Source organism: Mesorhizobium huakuii (assembly GCF_014189455.1).
Taxonomy (GTDB): domain Bacteria; phylum Pseudomonadota; class Alphaproteobacteria; order Rhizobiales; family Rhizobiaceae; genus Mesorhizobium; species Mesorhizobium huakuii_A.
Genome location: NZ_CP050296.1, coordinates 6,910,602 through 6,926,341 on the forward strand (window position 1 = coordinate 6,910,602; position 15,740 = coordinate 6,926,341).

Consider the following 15,740-nt stretch of genomic DNA (forward strand, 5'->3'; position numbering starts at 1 on the left):
AAATGCTTTCACAGCTCAAGAAAGTGCTCGCCGCCTCCGCGCTCTCCCTCATTGTTGCAACGGCAGCCCATACCGCCGACAAGCATAAGGTCGCCTTTGTCCCGCAGCTGATCGGCATCCCCTATTTCAACGCCATGGAAGCCGGCGGCAATCGCGCCGCCAAGGACCTTGGTGTCGATTTCATCTATTCCGGTCCGGTCGACACCAATCCGGTCGACCAGCTGCAGATCGTCCAGAACCTGATCGACCAAGGCGTCGAGGCGGTTTCGGTCAGTGTGCTCGATGCCTCCAGCATCGCCCCCGTGGTCGAGAGCGCCAAGGCGAAGGGCATCAAACTATTCACCAGCGACAGCGATGCACCCGACAGCGGCCGCGCGGTCTATGTGGCGCAAGCAACCGACGAGGGCCTCGGCACCACGATCATCGACGAACTCGTCAAGCGCGTCGGCGAGGACGCGACGATCGGCATCGTCTCCGGCGAGGCGACGGCGTCCAATCTCAACGCCTGGATCGGCTTCATGCAGAAGCAAGCAACCGCCAAATATCCGAAGCTGAAGCTGCTCGCGCCGCAATTCGCCGGCGGCACAGCGGAACGTGCCGCGCAAATCTCCGGCGATCTCATGGCCGCCAATCCCGACATCAAGGCCATCATCGCCGTCGCGTCCTCGACCTGCCCGGGTGTCGCCCAGGCGATCGAAACCGCCGGCAAGATCGGCTCGGTCATCGGCGCCGGCTATTGCAGCCCGAACACGGCGCGCTCCTACCTGAAGAGCGGCGCCTTCGGCTTTACCGTGCTGTGGGATCCCGAGCAGCTCGGCTATCTCACCGTCTGGGCCGGCAAGCAGTTGATCGACGGCAAGACCTTCGAGGCCGAGAACAAGATCGCCGGCCTCGACAAGCCCGTCACCTACGATGCCGCCAAGGGCATCCTGCTGCTCGGGCCGCCGGCTGTCTTCACCAATACAATGTCGACAAGTTCAACTTCTGAGCCTGACATGAGCGCGGTGCGGCAGTCTGCAAACGGTGTCTTCTCCATGAACGGACGAGAGTGGTCTCTGCTTGTCGCCTGTTTGCTGGCGATCGTCATCTTTTCTGTCGCATCGCCCCACTACGCCACCTCGGGCAATGCAGCGACGGTGCTGCGCAACAGCGTCGAACTGCTGCTGATCGGCCTTGGCATGACCTTGCTTCTGGCTATGGGCGGCATCGATGTGTCGATCGGCATCGTCATGGGGCTCGCGGCCATCGCCATCGGCCGCGTGCTCGGTGCCGATGGCAATCCGGCGCTGGCGATCATTGCCGGCCCGCTGGTCGGGGCATTGCTGGGATGCGTGACGGCCACCGTCGTCGTCCTCGGTCGCGTTCCGGCCATCGTCGGAACGCTTGGCCTGCTCGGCGTCTATCGCACCGCCGTCTTCGTCCTGCTCGGCGGGCAATGGCTTTCCGGCCTGCCCTCGAGCCTCACCAATCTTCTTGCAACGACCGTACTCGGTGTCCCCGTTCCCGCCCTGGTGATCGCCATTGCCTATCTCATCGTCTGGCTGGCGTTGCGGCGAACGCCCTATGGGCTGCATCTGCTGGCGATCGGCAATTCGGAGGAAAAGGCGCGGCTGTCGGGCATCCCGGTCATCAAGACCCGCTTCATGACCTTCCTCATCAGCGGTCTCCTGACCGGTATTGCCGCCACTTTCTATGTCGCCACCTACCGCAATGTCGAAATGACGATCGGCAGCACGTTGGCGCTCGATGCCATAGCCGCGGTCATTCTCGGCGGCACCAGCATATTGGGCGGCAAATGCAGCCTGATCGGCACCGTGCTCGGCGTGCTGCTTCTCAGAATCCTCCAGAACGGGCTGCTGCTGATCGGTGTCCCCTCGCTCTGGCAGCCCGTCGTCACCGGCGTTCTTATCATCGGCGTGCTCGGCTTCGATTCCGTCTCCAACCGGTTGCCGCTTGGCCTGATACAGCGGGCCCGCGCATGAAAACGCTCCGCAACCTGCAGGGCCCAGCCCTCACCTTGGCCTTGCTCTGCGCGCTCTGGCTGATCGTGACTGTCGGCCTGCTGGCGCTCAGGCCTTCGGTTTTCAATCTTGGCACCGTCACCACCGTCCTTCAGTTTTCGACGATCCTGGCGCTGGTCGGTCTTGGCCAGGCGCTGATCATCCTTGCCGGTGGCGCCGGCATCGACCTGTCGGTCGGCGGCGCGGTCTCATTGTCCGCCATCGCCGCAATGCTTTGCGTCAAGCTCGGCCTGCCACCTGTCCTACTGCCGGTCGTCTGCATCCTGGCCGGGGCGCTGCTCGGTGCGTTGAACGGATGGCTGGTCAACGGCCTCGCCCTGCTTCCCTTTATTGCGACGCTGGGCACATTCTTCGTCTATTCCGGCGCGGCACTTGCTGTCACCGGCGGGGCCGCCCAGGCCGGTGTGCCGTCCTGGCTGCTTGTCTGGGGGCGTGGCGTCGTCATGGGCATTCCCATGCCCTTCCTCACGCTTGCCATCCCCTGCTTCGTCCTGGCCGGCCTGGTGCTGATCTCGACGGCCTGGGGGCGCTGGATCTACGCCATGGGCTTCAATGAACGCTCGGCCAAGCTGGTCGGCATTCCAGTCGATCGCGTGCGCTTCATTCTCTATTGCTTGAGCGGCGCGCTCGCCGGCGCCGCCGGTCTGGTTTCGCTGGCCTGGCTCGGCAGCGGCAGGCCGAATATCGGCCAGAACCTCGAACTCGAGATCGCTGACCGCCGCCATGTTGGGGGCATCGTCATCACCGGCGGGCGCGGTGGCGTCGGCGGCGTCTTCGCGGCCGTCCTGCTTCTGGTCACGCTGAAGACCGGCCTTCTGCAATTGAACATCAACACGGTTTGGCAGGTGGGGATTGTCGGCGCCCTTCTGGTTTTCGTCCTTCTCGCCGACCGACTTTCCCAACGTTGGAGATCATGATGCCGTCCAAAGAAGAGATCATCGCCGCGCGCGTCGAGGCAGCCGCCGACCGCATCGTCGAAACGCTGAGCGATCTCGTCGCCTTCCCCTCGATCGTGAAATCCAATCCCAAGGAGGCCGGGCCGGGCGAGCGTGACTGCCAGCTCTATCTGCAAAAACGCATCGAAGCGCTCGGCTTCTCCACCGATCTCTGGGATCCGGACGGGCCGGCGCTCTATGAAAAATACAAGGGCCGTGCCGGCGCCAACAAGGGCCGAACCTTCGACGGCCGCCCCAATCTCGGTGGCGTCCTGAAGGGTGCAGGCGGCGGACGCTCCATCATGCTCACCGGCCATATCGACGTCGTCCCACCCGGCGCCGCCAGCCATTGGACGACCGACCCGTTCCAGCCCGTCCTCAAGGATGGATTTCTGCACGGCCGCGGCACGGTCGACATGAAAGGCGGCGTCGCCTGCATGCTGATGGCCGTCGAAATCCTGAAGGAGCTCGACATTCCCCTGTCCGGCGATATCGTGTTCACCACGGTTGTCGACGAGGAGATCGGCGGCATGGGCTCGCTCGCCATGGTCGATCGCGGCTTTCACGCCGATGCCGGCATCATGACCGAACCGACGGCCAACAAAATAGCGCCGCTCTGCCACGGCATATTGTGGGGCAAGATCATCATCGACGGCATAGGCGGCCATGCCGAACTCACGCCGAATGCCTGGTATTCCAGCGGCCCGGTCGATGCCATCCAGCTTTGCCGGCAAATCCTCGACGGCATCGACATTCTCAACCGGCGCTGGATGTTCGATCCCCGGAAAAACCATCCGCTGATGGACCTGCCTAACCAGATCATCGTCACCCAGATCAATGCCGGCGAACACCCCTCCTCCATGGCAGGACGCGGCGAGATCATCATTGACGCGCAATACCTGCCGAGCGAGCATGACGAGTTCAGGCTGGGCGGCAACGTCAAGCGCGAAATCGAAGAGCACATCGCCAATGTCTGCCAGGCAGACCCCTATCTGCGAAAGCACCCGGCGCGCATCGAGTGGATTCTCGACGCCGATTGCGCCGAGATCCCGTCGGACAATCCGTTCGTCGGCATCTTTCAACAGGCGGTCGAGGAAGCCAATCTGTCACCGATCCTCAGCGGTTTCGGCGCGCACAGCGACATCGGCCTGCCGACCGGGCTTGGCAACACGCCGACCGTCAATTTCGGTCCCGGCGATCCGGCGCAGGCGCATCAGCCCAATGAACGCGTCTCGGTGCGCGATCTCGTCGATTGCACAAAGGCGATTGCGATTGCCGTCGAGAAATGGTGCCGCTAACCCTCAGCCGCCAAATCGCGGCTCCGGAACGCCGGTCACGCCGAGGCCTGATATGGCGAACAGGCTGCCGCGCAGGACGCCGTCGCCGGGAAAGCGCGGCAGCGGTGGTTTGGCCATCGAGGTGACATAGAGCGTGTCGAGCTTCGGCCCGCCGAACATCACGCTGGTGATCTTCTTCACCGGCATGTCGATGATGCGATCGACGGTACCATCCGGCGCATAGCGCACCAGACGGCCGTCATAGACCAGCGCATTCCACAGATAGCCCTCTGCATCGACAGTCGAGCCGTCGGCCGCGCCGCCCTTGCTTGTGTCGACGCGCACGAAGGTGCGGCGGTTGGTGGCGGCACCCGTGGCGATGTCGTAATCATAGGCCCAGATCTCGCCGGTCCAGGTGTCGGCGAAATAGAAGATGCGGTCGTCGGGGCTCCAGCATGGACCGTTGGAGCAGATGATGCCGGAATCGATCCTGGTGACGGATAAATCCGGATCGAGCCGGTAGAGCCCGCCGGAAGGCCCCTCCTCCATCGTATCCATCGAGCCGGCGAAGAAGCGGCCGCGCCGGTCGACCTTGCCGTCGTTCAGCCGGTTCATCGGCCTGTCGGGCTCCGGATCATGGATCAGCGTCACCTCGCCAGAGGCGAAATCGAGCAGGTGGAAGCCGCGCTGCAGTGACACCACGGCGCCGCTGCCATCCTTGCGCAGCGCCATCGAGCCGATCTTCATCGGCACGTCCCAGGAGCGGATCTCGCGCCCGTCAGCGGTGGCGCGGAAGACGCGCCCGTCGAAACTGTCGATCCAGTAAAGGCGCTCCTGTTCGACGTCCCACAGCGGGCCCTCGCCCAGTGTCGTCTTCACGTCCACCACGACTTCGATCTTCATGCCATCCTCCTGTGTATTGGCGTGCGCGCAGCGATTGGTTAGGCCCGCGTCAGAAGGCGACCTTGTCGCCGCCTTTCAGCGACAGGATCTCGCGCGCCTCGTCCGGCGTCGCCACCTCCATACCAAGCCCCTCGATGATCTTGCGTGCCAGGAGGACCTGCTCGGCGTTCGACTTGGCGAGCTTGCCCTTGCCGGCCCACAGGCTGTCCTCCAGCCCGACGCGGATGTTGCCGCCAAGCGCTGCCGATTGCGCGGCGATGCGCAACTGGCTGGCGCCGGCGCCGAGCACCGACCAGCGGAACTGGTCGCCGAACAGCCGGTCGGCGGTGCGCTTCATATGGGCGACGTCTTCCGGATGGGTGCCGATGCCGCCGAGCAGGCCGAACACCGACTGCACGAAGACAGGCGGCTTCACCAGCCCGCGATCGGCGAAATGGGCGAGATTGTAGAGATGGGCGATGTCGTAGCACTCGAACTCGAAGCGCGTGCCATTGTCATAGCAAGTCGCAAGGATGTACTCGATGTCCTTGAACGAATTGCGGAAAACCAGGTCGCGCGTCGCCTCCAGATGCGGCTTTTCCCAGTCGAACTTGAAGGTCTCGTATTTGTCGGCGAGGTGATAGAGCCCGAAATTGATCGAACCCATATTGAGCGAGGCCACTTCCGGCTTGAACTGGGCGGCCGGGCGCACGCGCTCCTCGACCTTCATGTAGGGGCTGCCGCCTGTGGTGATGTTGATGGCGGCATTGGTGCCTTGCTTGACGCGCGGCAGGAAGCGGGCGAAGGCCTCCGGCGTCTGGTCGGGCTTGCCGGTTTCGGGGTCTCGCGCATGCAGGTGCAGGATCGCGGCGCCGGCCTCCGCCGCCGCGATCGCCTCCGAGGCGATCTGATCCGGCGTGATCGGCAGATAGGGCGACATGGTCGGCGTGTGGATCGCGCCGGTTACCGCGCAGGTGATGATGACCTTGCCCTTGGCCGCCGTTGCGCCTGATTTGCGGCTGGTTTCTTTCATTGTCCGAACTCCTGATCCGATTTCTTCTTGTGCGCCGCCAGCGCCATCAGCCGGCGATCCCGCCAGACCTGCCGCTCACCCAGGCTTTCCCTGGGCAAGCGCTTGCTGCGTTCGGCCTCGACGGTTGCCATGACCTCGCCCGCCCAGTCGACCCGGCGCAGCATCTGCGGAAAAATGTTGGAATAGATGCCCTGGTAGCGATCGACATAATCGCGCACGCCGCCGGGCGCGTTGAGGTCGATGGTCTCGAACGGTCCCATGAACGACCAGCGCAGCGCCAAGCCGTCGCGGATGCCGATATCGACATCCTCGACACTGGCGTAGCCGTCCGCGACAAGCCGGAAAGCTTCCTCCAGCAAGGCGCCTTGCAGGCGGTTCATGATGAATCCGTCAAGCTCGCGCTTCATCACCAACGGCGCATGGCCGGCATCGATGAGGAAGGCGCGAGTCCTTTCCAGCGTCTCGGCGGACGTCCACGGCGCCGGCACAACCTCGGCAGCCGGAATGAGATAGGGTGGGTTGATCGGATGCACGACAAGGCAGCGGTGCCGCCCTTGCAGATGGTCGGTGAATTTCGACGGCAACAGCGCCGATGTGGAACTGGCGATGACCGTTTGCGGCCCGGCAAGCCTGTCGATCAGCGAGAACACCTCCCGCTTCACATCGAGGTTTTCAGGTGTGTTCTCCTGGACATGCGCTGCATCGGCCAGCGCTTCCGCCAGCTCGGCAACGATGGTGATACGGCCAAGCACGGTGTCGACCGACTGCCCGCGCAGCAGGTCGTTCGCGGCAAGGTCGCCGAGCACACCTTCTATGTAGTCGCGCGCGCCCCCGTCGCAGCAGGCGACTGGTCCCACATGCGCACAGCATGGCCGGCGCGGGCGAAGCTGATCGCCCAGGCCCGACCGATGAACCCGCTTCCGACAATCGCGACATTGGCCATGGATTGGTCCTCACAGTGTTTCGACGTTGCCGTCGACGCCGAGCGACTGGCCCGAAATGTTGATGCCCGCGTCGGACAGCAGGAACGCGACCATCGAGGCGACATCATAAGGACTGGTCATGCGGCGCAGCGAGATGTTCTGCAGGTAGCGCCCGGTCATCTCCTCGTGGCTGATGCCGACCTGCTTGGCGCGAGCCGCGATGACGCCCTCGATGCGCGGTCCCTCGATGATGCCGGGCAGGATGGCGTTGACCCTGATGCCGTGCGGCCCAAGTTCCTTGGCGAGGCTCTGGGTGAAACCGATGACGCCGAACTTGGCCGCCGAATAGGGCGTGCGGAACGCGTAGCCATGGCGGCCGGCGGCCGACGACATCGATACGATCGAGCCCCCCACCCGCCGCCTTGATCAGCGGCACGGCGCGGCGCGCGCACAGGAACTGGCCGGTCAGACAGATGTCGATGCAGCGGCGCCAGTCGTCCGGCTCGATCTCGTCGACACCGCCGGTCGGCCCGGCAATGCCGGCATTGTTGATCAGCGCGTCCAGCCCGCCGAGTTTTTCCTTGACCGTCTCGAACAGCCGATCGACGTCCTCATCGCGCGAGACGTCCGCCTTGACCGCCGCGACCAGGTCGATCTTGCCCGGAGCCGCGGCCAGCGCCTCGTCGGAGATGTCGCAGACGACGATGCGCGCGCCGAGTCGCGACAGCGTATCGGCAACGGCGAAACCGATACCGCCGGCGCCTGCCGTCACCAGCACGCGCTGTCCCTTCAGCCCGGCCAGAAATTCGTCCGCCGATGCGGGTGCCTTGGTGCTCATCGTCCTGTCCTTTTCATTGCAGCCGCCGTTCGCGCAGCGCCATGACGGCGCCGAGAACGACCAGCCCGTAAAGAATTGCCCTGGTGGCGTAGGGCAGCGTGGTGCCGGCCAGCAGCATCTGCAGCGCCGTCAAGAGCAGCACGCCGCCGAGCATGCCGAGATAATGGCCGCGCCCACCGGTGATCAGCGCGCCGCCGACCACCACGACCGCAATCGACGGCAAGAGATAATCGTCGCCCATGCCAAGACTGGCCTGGCCGGAGAAGCCAGTCAGCATGATGCCGACAACGGCGGCACAGACGGCTGATAGCATGTAGACCAGGATCAGCGTGCGCTCGACGCCGACGCCCGACAGCCGCGCCACGCGCAGCCCGTTGCCGATACCGTAGACCCGGCGCCCGAACGGCGTGCGTCCAAGCAGCAGCACCGCGCCGACGACAAAGATGATCATCAACAGGACGATCGGCGTCGCGAAACCGAGCTTGGCCGTCATGAACCAGCGCAGCATCGGCGAGGAAAACCCGGCCGGCGTTCCCTGCGAATAGATCAGCGCGAAACCCTGCAGGATACCGTTGGTGGCGAGCGTCATGACGATCGGCGAGATGCCGAGATAAGCGATGCCGAAGCCATTGGCGAAGCCGATGGCGCAGGCCATCATCAGCACGACCGGCAAGGCGTAGAGCAGCGCAGCATCGGAGCCATTGACCATGCCGGCCAGGATGATGCCGGAAATACCGATCGTCCACGGCACGGAAAGATCGAGGCCGCCGGTCAGGATGACCGTCCCCTGCCCCAGCGCCAGCACGGCGAGGAAGGACGACAGCACGAGCAATGAATTCCAGTACCCCGGATTGAGGATGGCGCGGCCGAGCCAGACCTGGGTTACGATGACGATGACGAGCAGGCAGACATAGGCGGGCAGCGCATAGCGCAGCGTCTCGGCATTGCGCAGGCGGAAAGCCGGGCGCGGCGATGCCGGACCGCGTGGGCCATTCGACGGTCCGGCGATCTTCAGCCGCCGGTCGATCGGCTCGAGCTGCGAGGGCAAGATTCCGGCGCGCCGGGCGGCGATCCGGGCGCGGGCCGCACGCAACTGCACGGCAAGCACCGATGCATGAGACAAGGATCCGGCAAGGGCCGCCAGCACCAGAATGGTGCCTTCCGCGATGGTCGAATAGTAGGCCGACACATTGAGCACCAGCAGGATGTTCACCACCATCATCAGGATATAGGCGCCGAAGACGGTGCCCACCGGACCGCCCTGCCCGCCGCCAAGCCGCGTGCCGCCGACCACGACCGCCGCGAACATCGACAGAAGCAGCGGATTGCCGACCAGCGGGTCGCCGCTGCCGGTCTGTGCGCTGATGAACACGCCGGCAAGGCCGTAGCAGCCGCCGGCGATGACATAGACGGCAAAGCGCACCAGAACGACATTGATGCCGACGGCAGCAGCCGAATCCGGGTCGCTGCCGACAGCATAGAGCGCTGTGCCGAAGCGGGTTCCCTTCAGCCAGAACCAGGCGAGCAAGACGACGCCGATCACCACCAGCGGCATTGGCAGCCAGCCGGTGATTGCGTCGCCCAAATAGAAGGTGCCGAGATCGGGCGATACGAAGCCGCCGGGCTTGTCCATCACCAGCAGCGTCACGCCTTGCAGGATGAACATGGTGGACAGCGTCACCACGATCGGCTGCATGCGCAGCACCGCGATGAAGAAGCCGTTGAAGGCGCCCACCGCCATGCCGACGCCGATGCCGACGGCCGTCCACAAAAGGATGCTGGCGCCTGGCGCCATCGGGTCCACGCTCGATGCCAGCACGACATTGACCAGCGAGATCACCGCGCCGGCGGACAGGTCGAAGCCGCCCGACAGGATGACGATCGTCTGGCCGATCGCCGCCAGCGCCGAGGTCGCGCCGCCGCTCGACAGGAACGACACATCGAAATAGGTCAGCGGCCCGGCACTGATCCAGTCGACGATGGAAAGTAGGATGGCGAGCACGGCCGCGGCGATCAGCGCGCCGCGATGGCGTGTCAGCGCGCGGCGCAGCCCGAAGCCAGTGGAAACAGGAGAGGAAATTGCTGCGCTGCTCATGCGGCTTCGTCCCCGGCATGGCCAAGCGCCGGCCGCATGATGGCGGGTTCGGTGATGGCGTCACCTTCGAGCTCGGCCGCGATGCGCCCGTCATAGAGCACCAGGACCCGGTCGCATTGGTGGACCAGTTCGGGAATCTCGGTCGAGTGCAGCAGGATCGAGCCGCCGGCGGCGACGTAGTTTCGCATCATCACATAGAGCTCATGCTTGGTGCCGACATCGATGCCGCGCGTGGGATCGAACAGAAGCAGGATGCGGCTCTGCGCCACCAGCCATTTGGCGATGGCGATCTTCTGCTGATTGCCGCCGGAAAACGCCCCGGCCCGCGTCCACAGCGCGCGGCGGTCGACCTCTACAGTGGCAAACGCCTCCTCGACGGAGCGGATCTCGGCCGCGGCATCGACAAGGCCGAAGCGTGTGAAGCGCGACACCACGGGCAAAGTGGCGTTCTGGCTGCCCGACAGTTTCAGGAACAGGCCTTCGGATTTGCGGTCTTCCGGCACGAGGCCGATGGCCATATTCGGCCGCAACGCATCCGCAGGCGAGCCAAGCCAGACCTTGCGGCCGTCGACAAGCACGTCGCCACGGGTGATTTCAGCCATGCCGAAGCAGGCCAGGAACAGGTCCTGCTGGCCCATGCCTTGCAGTCCGGCAATGCCGAGTATCTCGCCCTGGCGCAGGTCGAAGCGCGCGCCGTCAAGCTTGCGCCCGACCTTGAGATCGCGCACGCCAAGAACCGGCGGGCCGAAAGCCTGGGCGCCGTCGGGCTTGGGCGGGAAGGTCTGTTCGATGCTGCGGCCGATGATCTTTTCGATGACGTCGGCATCCGAAACATCGGCGACCGGCGCGGTGACGATGTGGCGGCCGTTCCTCAGGATCGTCAGCGTGTCGCAAAAAGGCGCGCACCTCGCGCATGCGATGAGTGATGAAGACGATAGTGGTGCCCGCCGCCTTCAGCCTGGCGATGATGTCGCCCAGCCAGTCGACATCGCGACCGGCGAGCGTCGAGGTCGGCTCGTCGAGCAGCAGGATGCGCGGCTTGCGGTAGACGGCGCGCGCGATCTCGATCTTCTGCCGCACGGAAAGCTCGAGTTCGCTGACCTCCGCGTCGAGATCGACGGAAAAACCGAGCTCGTCGATGTGGCGGCGGACAGCTTTGCGCGCGGCATTGCGCCTGATCAGGCCGGAGACGCCGACCGGGGCGTAGGGTAGCAGCATATTGTCGAGGACGGAGAGATCGCGCACCAGGGTCATCTCCTGGAACGCCGTTTGCACGCCCAGCGCATGTGCCGCGCGCGGCGCGCCGTAGCCGATCTCCTTGCCGAAGACCCTGATATGGCCGGCACTTGGCCGCACCAGCCCCGATAGCAGTTTCACCAGCGTCGACTTGCCGGCGCCATTCTCACCCAGCAGCGCGTGGACGCTGCCGGGCGCGATGCGGAACGACACGCCGTCCAGCGCGACAGTCGCGCCGAACGCCTTGCCGATGCCGTCGATCTCGATGGCGGGGAGCGCGGAATGTTCTGTCATATCCTCGATCGCAGGCTTAGCACTTTCGGGACGCCACGCATTGGCGCGGGTCGACGATGCGCGGACAAGGTCCGCACATCGTCGCGACTTGCCGGGGAGGCTCAGTTCTCCGGTTGCCCGACGAGGGCGGCGTTGAGGCCGATCTCCGGCGTCTGGTCCGAAAAGATCGAAGCGAACCAGCCGGGGTTGGAGACCAGCGACGGCTTGAAGACATTGCAGCCGGCCTTCATCTCCGCCCAGGTGCCTTCATCGCACAGCTTGATCGTCTCATTGGTGACGACAGGCAGTGGCAGGATCGTGGTCTTCGGCACGTCCTTGCCTTCGATCGCCTCGACGGCAAGTTTTAGCGCCAGCGCCCCGGAATAAGGTGGCGAGGCATAGGAAATACGTTGCGCGCCCGCCGGTGCATAGGGCGGAGCCGAACCTTCGACGTCGGTGCCCTCCGGCAGCATCTGGATGCGGCCGCCATTGGAGCCCTCCCCGGCACAAGGCAGGAGTTCGCCCGCCTTCTTGCCGGCTTCGAGTTGCATCGAGTTTGCGGTGAAGCAGCCGACCTGCATCCACAGCCCGTTGATGTCGTTCCAGCTGCGCGTTGCGAGGATCTTGGAAAGCTCGGTGCGGGCGACCGCCTGGCTCCACATGCCGACGGCCTCGCCGACGATCTTGATGTCGGGATATTTGGCGAAAACTTCCTTGGCGGCCTTGGTGCGCTGATCGTCGACCGATGTTCCGGGAACGCCCGTAATGGCGATGATGTTGCCCTTGCCATTGAGCTTTTTCACCAGCCATTCGGCGGTCACCCTGCCCGCTTCCAGCTGGTCAATGTGGACGTTGTACGCACAAGGCTCGGTGATCTCTGCGTCATAGGCAAAGACCTTCACGCCCTTGTCGCAGGCGTTCTTGACGACCTGATTGAGCGCGGTCGGCGAGATCGGATAGACGACGATCGCCTCGGCGCCGCTCTGCACCATGGCGTTGATCTGCTGGATCTGGCGTTGTGCGTTGGGTCCGGCGACCTGGACCTGCAGGTCGACCTTGTCGGCAAGGCTCTTGTGAGCGGCCATGGCCTTGACCATGTTTGCCGCCTCAGCCTGCCAGTCATTGCCGATGTAGCTCATGCTGAGAAAGATCTTGTGCTTTTCGGCTGCCTCGGCGGCCGACATGCCAAAGGCGCATACGGCCATGCCGGCCAGCAGCGCGAGCCGCCGGACTTTCAATCCGATACCCATGTGAATTCCTCCCGAAACGAACGACCGAATGCCTCCCAAGGGCACGAGACGTGGCCCTTGTCATTCGATGTCGGCGACCGTATCAGCATTTGATCAAAGATCAATGATAAAATAACTTGACGGCAAAGCGACAGGCGCGGACGCTTGACGCGACAGCCGGAACCCTGCATTCCGGGAACGGGTCGTGGCGCGGCCTTTGCGCGGAAAGATTGGGAAATGGCCGGAGCGGCGTTCAGGAAGCCTGGTGTCGAGATCGTGCCCCTGTCCAGGGAGACCCTGCAGGACAGGGTCTATCGCCATGTCACCGAATTGATCCTCGACGGCAGCATCGTGCCTGGCGAGATGGTGACGGTGCAAAGTCTCGCCGACGCCTTCGGAGTCAGCCCGATGCCGGTCCGGGAGGCGTTGCGGCGGCTGACGGCGGCCAACGCCTTGATGGTTGTTTCAGGCCGCTCGATCGGCATCCCGGCACTCAGCCGCGCGCGCCTGGTCGATCTCCGGAATGTCCGCTTCGAAATCGAGGCGATCGCTGCCGCCTGGGCGGCCGAACGCATCGACGACCAAGGCATCGCGCAGCTTGGCCAGCACCTGGCTGCCCTAGAACAGGCCAATGCGGCGGGAGACGTCAAATCCTATCTCAGAGCCAACTACGCCTTTCACTTCTCCATCTACCGGGCGGCAGGCTCGGAAAACATCCTCAACATCATCGAGAATTTGTGGCTGCAGATCAGCCCCTATTTCAACATGCTGCACGACTCCGGAAACTATTCGACCGCCAACGAGCACCATCAGGCGATGTATGCGGCGCTACGCAACCGCGACGCCGAAGCCGTCCGCCAGGCGATTCGTGCCGATATCGACGCTGCCTTCGACGTCCTGGTCGACCTGCTGAAATAGGATTTGGAAGCCGGCTAGAATAAGCGTGCGCCTCCGCTAACATTCTCCTCGAGTGCGGTTCGGAATTCCCGCTCGAACGCCTGTTGCAGCATGGACGAGACCTGAGCCCTGTTTCTGACCATGTAGATGTCGCAGAGAAGACCGGGACTGAAGGGACGTATCGTCAACTTGCCGGCCCATCGAGTCGCCGAGAACGGGTCGACGATCGACACGCCGAGGCCCTGCGCGACCAGCGCGCATGCGGTATCGGCGAAAGGTGTTTCGAAACGATGGTCGACGGCAACGCCGGCATGATCCAGGATACGCTCTATGTCCTGTCGCGTGCGGTCCTCGCGGCCGAGCGCAATGAATTCCTGCCTTTCCAGCTGGGGCGCGAAAATCACGCTGTCATTGGCGAATGCATGGTCGAGCGGCGCCACACACACGCATTCCGTCTGGAAAATCAGATCGCAGGCGATGGCGGGATCGACCACCGGCATCTGAATGAGACCGAGGTCGATCTCCTTGTTTGCCGTCAATTCCGTGATCCGCAGCGAAGCCGCCGGAAAGATGCCCATGCGCGCCTTCGGGTGGAGACCAGCAAACGACTTCAGGAAACGCGGCAAGACGATGCTGGCAAGCGCCGGATAGACACCGATCATAAGCCGCCCGGCTTCCAACTGCCCGATGTCTCCAGCCAGGCGCCGTATCCTCGCCATTCCCTTGACGATCCGCCCGACCTCTTCATTGAGAAGCATGGCTTCCGCCGTCGGAACCAGACGTCCCGCCCGACGAATGAAGAGCGGGATTTTCAACGCATGTTCCAGGTTCGAGATATGCGCGCTGACCGAAGGCTGGGCGATATGCAGAACCTCGCTCGCGCCGGTGACCGTTCCTGCCTCCATGACGGCTCGAAATGCTTCAAGCTGCTTGTACTTCATCAGCGATCTCCGGCTCGAGTGAGGCAAAATCTATAGGAAAAAGCTATATTCCGCACAACATTTCATATTGGAATACGTCGGAACTTTCCTTTCTAGTCGAGCGACTAACCCGCTCCAGTGAGTCCTGGATAGGCACTCGCCAACAGCGGAAAAGATCGATGCCTCGCCTGCCCCGTGTGAGGATATCGGTTTTTCCTATCGTCGGCGGCGAGGCTGCGGGCGTTTCAAAAACAAGAGTGGGAGCTTCGCATGATCAGAAATATCATCCTGGCAGCGGCTGTATCGCTGGCTGGCCTTTACTCAAATGGTGAGGCGTCGGCGCAGGACGCGCTCCACATCCGCATCGCAACCGAAGGCGCCTATGCGCCGTGGAACTATACGCTCCCGGACGGCACGCTTGCCGGTTATGAGATCGATCTTGCCAAGGAATTGTGCAAGCGCATGCAGGCGCAATGCGAAGTCGTCGCGCAGAACTGGGATGGGATGCTACCGGCGCTGAACGCCGGAAAATTCGATGCGATCATCGCCTCCATGGGCGTAACGCCCGAAAGGGAGAAAGTGGCCGCGTTTTCGGATCCATACTCGACCGCGCCCAACGCTTTCCTGGCATTGAAGGGCAGCGGCTTGGCGCAGGCCCTGCCCTGGCATGACAAATTCGATCTCCGCGACAAGGCCTCCGGATCAAAGGACATTGTCGAAAAGCTCGACGCAGCACTCAAGGGAAAAGTCCTCGGCATCCAGGGATCGACGACGGCAGGCAAATTTGTCGACGAGTATCTGAAGGACGCGGTCACGGTCAGATCCTACAAGACGCAGGATGAGGCCAATCTCGATCTTCTGGCGGGTCGCATAGATCTCACAATGGCCAACATCACGGTTCTCGCCGAGGCGCTGAAAAAGCCTGACATGGCTGAGGCGGAACTCGTGGGACCAACTTTTCTCCTGGCCAGCGGGACAAGCGTGGCCTTGCGCAAGAGCGACACCGCTTTGAAGGACAAGTTCAATACCGCCATCCATGCGGTCAACGCCGACGGTTTCAACAAGGCGCTGACGGAAAAAATGGTTCGGCGTCGATATCTCTGTGAAGAATTGAAACGAACGAGCGCGAGCGCTTCGCGTCTTTTCGCGATCGTCGCCTCTTGACGCGATGAGTGACCCGG

10 protein-coding genes and 3 pseudogenes are annotated in these 15,740 nt (G+C 63.4%); 5 read left to right on the forward strand and 8 right to left on the reverse strand.

Features of this window, described 5'->3' with window-relative positions; all coding sequences use genetic code 11:
- The first annotated feature begins 2 nt into the window (after positions 1–2).
- From HB778_RS41980 to HB778_RS33805, 3 genes are read left to right on the forward strand one after another with little or no spacing between them, the layout of a single operon-like run.
- Positions 3–1,982, forward strand: a complete 1,980-nt coding sequence (locus tag HB778_RS41980; protein WP_244661736.1) for a substrate-binding domain-containing protein — start codon at positions 3–5, stop codon at positions 1,980–1,982.
- Complete coding sequence (locus HB778_RS33800; RefSeq protein WP_183460172.1) at positions 1,979–2,938, forward strand: ABC transporter permease; 960 nt, start codon at positions 1,979–1,981, stop codon at positions 2,936–2,938. The genes HB778_RS41980 and HB778_RS33800 overlap by 4 nt, the downstream gene beginning before the upstream one ends.
- The gene (locus HB778_RS33805) at positions 2,935–4,254 is read left to right on the forward strand and encodes a M20 family metallopeptidase (RefSeq protein ID WP_244661737.1); all 1,320 of its coding nucleotides are present in this window, start codon (positions 2,935–2,937) and stop codon (positions 4,252–4,254) included. Before HB778_RS33800 ends, HB778_RS33805 begins: the two co-directional genes overlap by 4 nt.
- A gap of 3 nt (positions 4,255–4,257) precedes the next feature.
- Here the strand turns inward: HB778_RS33805 and HB778_RS33810 are convergent, their stop codons facing one another.
- The 7 genes and pseudogenes from HB778_RS33810 to HB778_RS33840 form a co-directional block, all read right to left on the reverse strand.
- Positions 4,258–5,136, reverse strand: a complete 879-nt coding sequence (locus HB778_RS33810) for an SMP-30/gluconolactonase/LRE family protein (RefSeq protein ID WP_183460174.1) — start codon at positions 5,134–5,136, stop codon at positions 4,258–4,260.
- 49 nt (positions 5,137–5,185) lie between these two features.
- Positions 5,186–6,148 carry a 3-keto-5-aminohexanoate cleavage protein gene (locus tag HB778_RS33815; protein ID WP_183460176.1) on the reverse strand — a complete coding sequence of 321 codons (963 nt, stop codon included), beginning with the start codon at positions 6,146–6,148 and terminating at the stop codon, positions 5,186–5,188.
- Positions 6,145–7,091, reverse strand: a pseudogene (locus HB778_RS33820) (3-hydroxyacyl-CoA dehydrogenase). The gene HB778_RS33815 and the pseudogene HB778_RS33820 overlap by 4 nt, the downstream one beginning before the upstream one ends.
- Positions 7,092–7,101: 10 nt before the next feature.
- A pseudogene (locus HB778_RS33825) lies at positions 7,102–7,909 on the reverse strand (SDR family oxidoreductase).
- Positions 7,910–7,922: 13 nt separating this feature from the next.
- Complete coding sequence (locus HB778_RS33830) at positions 7,923–10,004, reverse strand: ABC transporter permease subunit (protein WP_183460178.1); 2,082 nt, start codon at positions 10,002–10,004, stop codon at positions 7,923–7,925.
- Positions 10,001–11,534: pseudogene (locus HB778_RS43180) on the reverse strand (sugar ABC transporter ATP-binding protein). The gene HB778_RS33830 and the pseudogene HB778_RS43180 overlap by 4 nt, the downstream one beginning before the upstream one ends.
- 101 nt (positions 11,535–11,635) lie before the next feature.
- Positions 11,636–12,763, reverse strand: a complete 1,128-nt coding sequence (locus tag HB778_RS33840; protein WP_183460180.1) for a sugar ABC transporter substrate-binding protein — start codon at positions 12,761–12,763, stop codon at positions 11,636–11,638.
- 216 nt (positions 12,764–12,979) lie between these two features.
- Here HB778_RS33840 and HB778_RS33845 point away from each other — a divergent pair, with 216 nt between their 5' ends.
- Positions 12,980–13,660 (forward strand): GntR family transcriptional regulator, encoded by a 681-nt coding sequence (locus HB778_RS33845; RefSeq protein ID WP_183460182.1) that lies wholly within the window; start codon positions 12,980–12,982, stop codon positions 13,658–13,660.
- 14 nt (positions 13,661–13,674) lie between these two features.
- On the opposite strand, the gene HB778_RS33850 is transcribed toward HB778_RS33845, so the two are convergent.
- Complete coding sequence (locus HB778_RS33850; RefSeq protein ID WP_183460184.1) at positions 13,675–14,580, reverse strand: LysR substrate-binding domain-containing protein; 906 nt, start codon at positions 14,578–14,580, stop codon at positions 13,675–13,677.
- A gap of 249 nt (positions 14,581–14,829) precedes the next feature.
- Between HB778_RS33850 and HB778_RS33855 the strand changes: the two genes are divergently transcribed.
- Complete coding sequence (locus tag HB778_RS33855) at positions 14,830–15,723, forward strand: transporter substrate-binding domain-containing protein (RefSeq protein ID WP_244661740.1); 894 nt, start codon at positions 14,830–14,832, stop codon at positions 15,721–15,723.
- Positions 15,724–15,740: the final 17 nt, after the last annotated feature.

Bases quoted from the DNA above. Each gene is read 5' to 3' on its own strand.
- HB778_RS41980 (WP_244661736.1), top strand. From the start codon at position 3: ATGCTTTCACAGCTCAAGAAAGTGCTCGCCGCCTCCGCGCTCTCCCTC.
- HB778_RS33800 (WP_183460172.1), top strand. From the start codon at position 1,979: ATGAAAACGCTCCGCAACCTGCAGGGCCCAGCCCTCACCTTGGCCTTG.
- HB778_RS33805 (WP_244661737.1), top strand. From the start codon at position 2,935: ATGATGCCGTCCAAAGAAGAGATCATCGCCGCGCGCGTCGAGGCAGCC.
- HB778_RS33810 (WP_183460174.1), bottom strand. From the start codon at position 5,136: ATGAAGATCGAAGTCGTGGTGGACGTGAAGACGACACTGGGCGAGGGC.
- HB778_RS33815 (WP_183460176.1), bottom strand. From the start codon at position 6,148: ATGAAAGAAACCAGCCGCAAATCAGGCGCAACGGCGGCCAAGGGCAAG.
- HB778_RS33830 (WP_183460178.1), bottom strand. From the start codon at position 10,004: ATGAGCAGCGCAGCAATTTCCTCTCCTGTTTCCACTGGCTTCGGGCTG.
- HB778_RS33840 (WP_183460180.1), bottom strand. From the start codon at position 12,763: ATGGGTATCGGATTGAAAGTCCGGCGGCTCGCGCTGCTGGCCGGCATG.
- HB778_RS33845 (WP_183460182.1), top strand. From the start codon at position 12,980: ATGGCCGGAGCGGCGTTCAGGAAGCCTGGTGTCGAGATCGTGCCCCTG.
- HB778_RS33850 (WP_183460184.1), bottom strand. From the start codon at position 14,580: ATGAAGTACAAGCAGCTTGAAGCATTTCGAGCCGTCATGGAGGCAGGA.
- HB778_RS33855 (WP_244661740.1), top strand. From the start codon at position 14,830: ATGATCAGAAATATCATCCTGGCAGCGGCTGTATCGCTGGCTGGCCTT.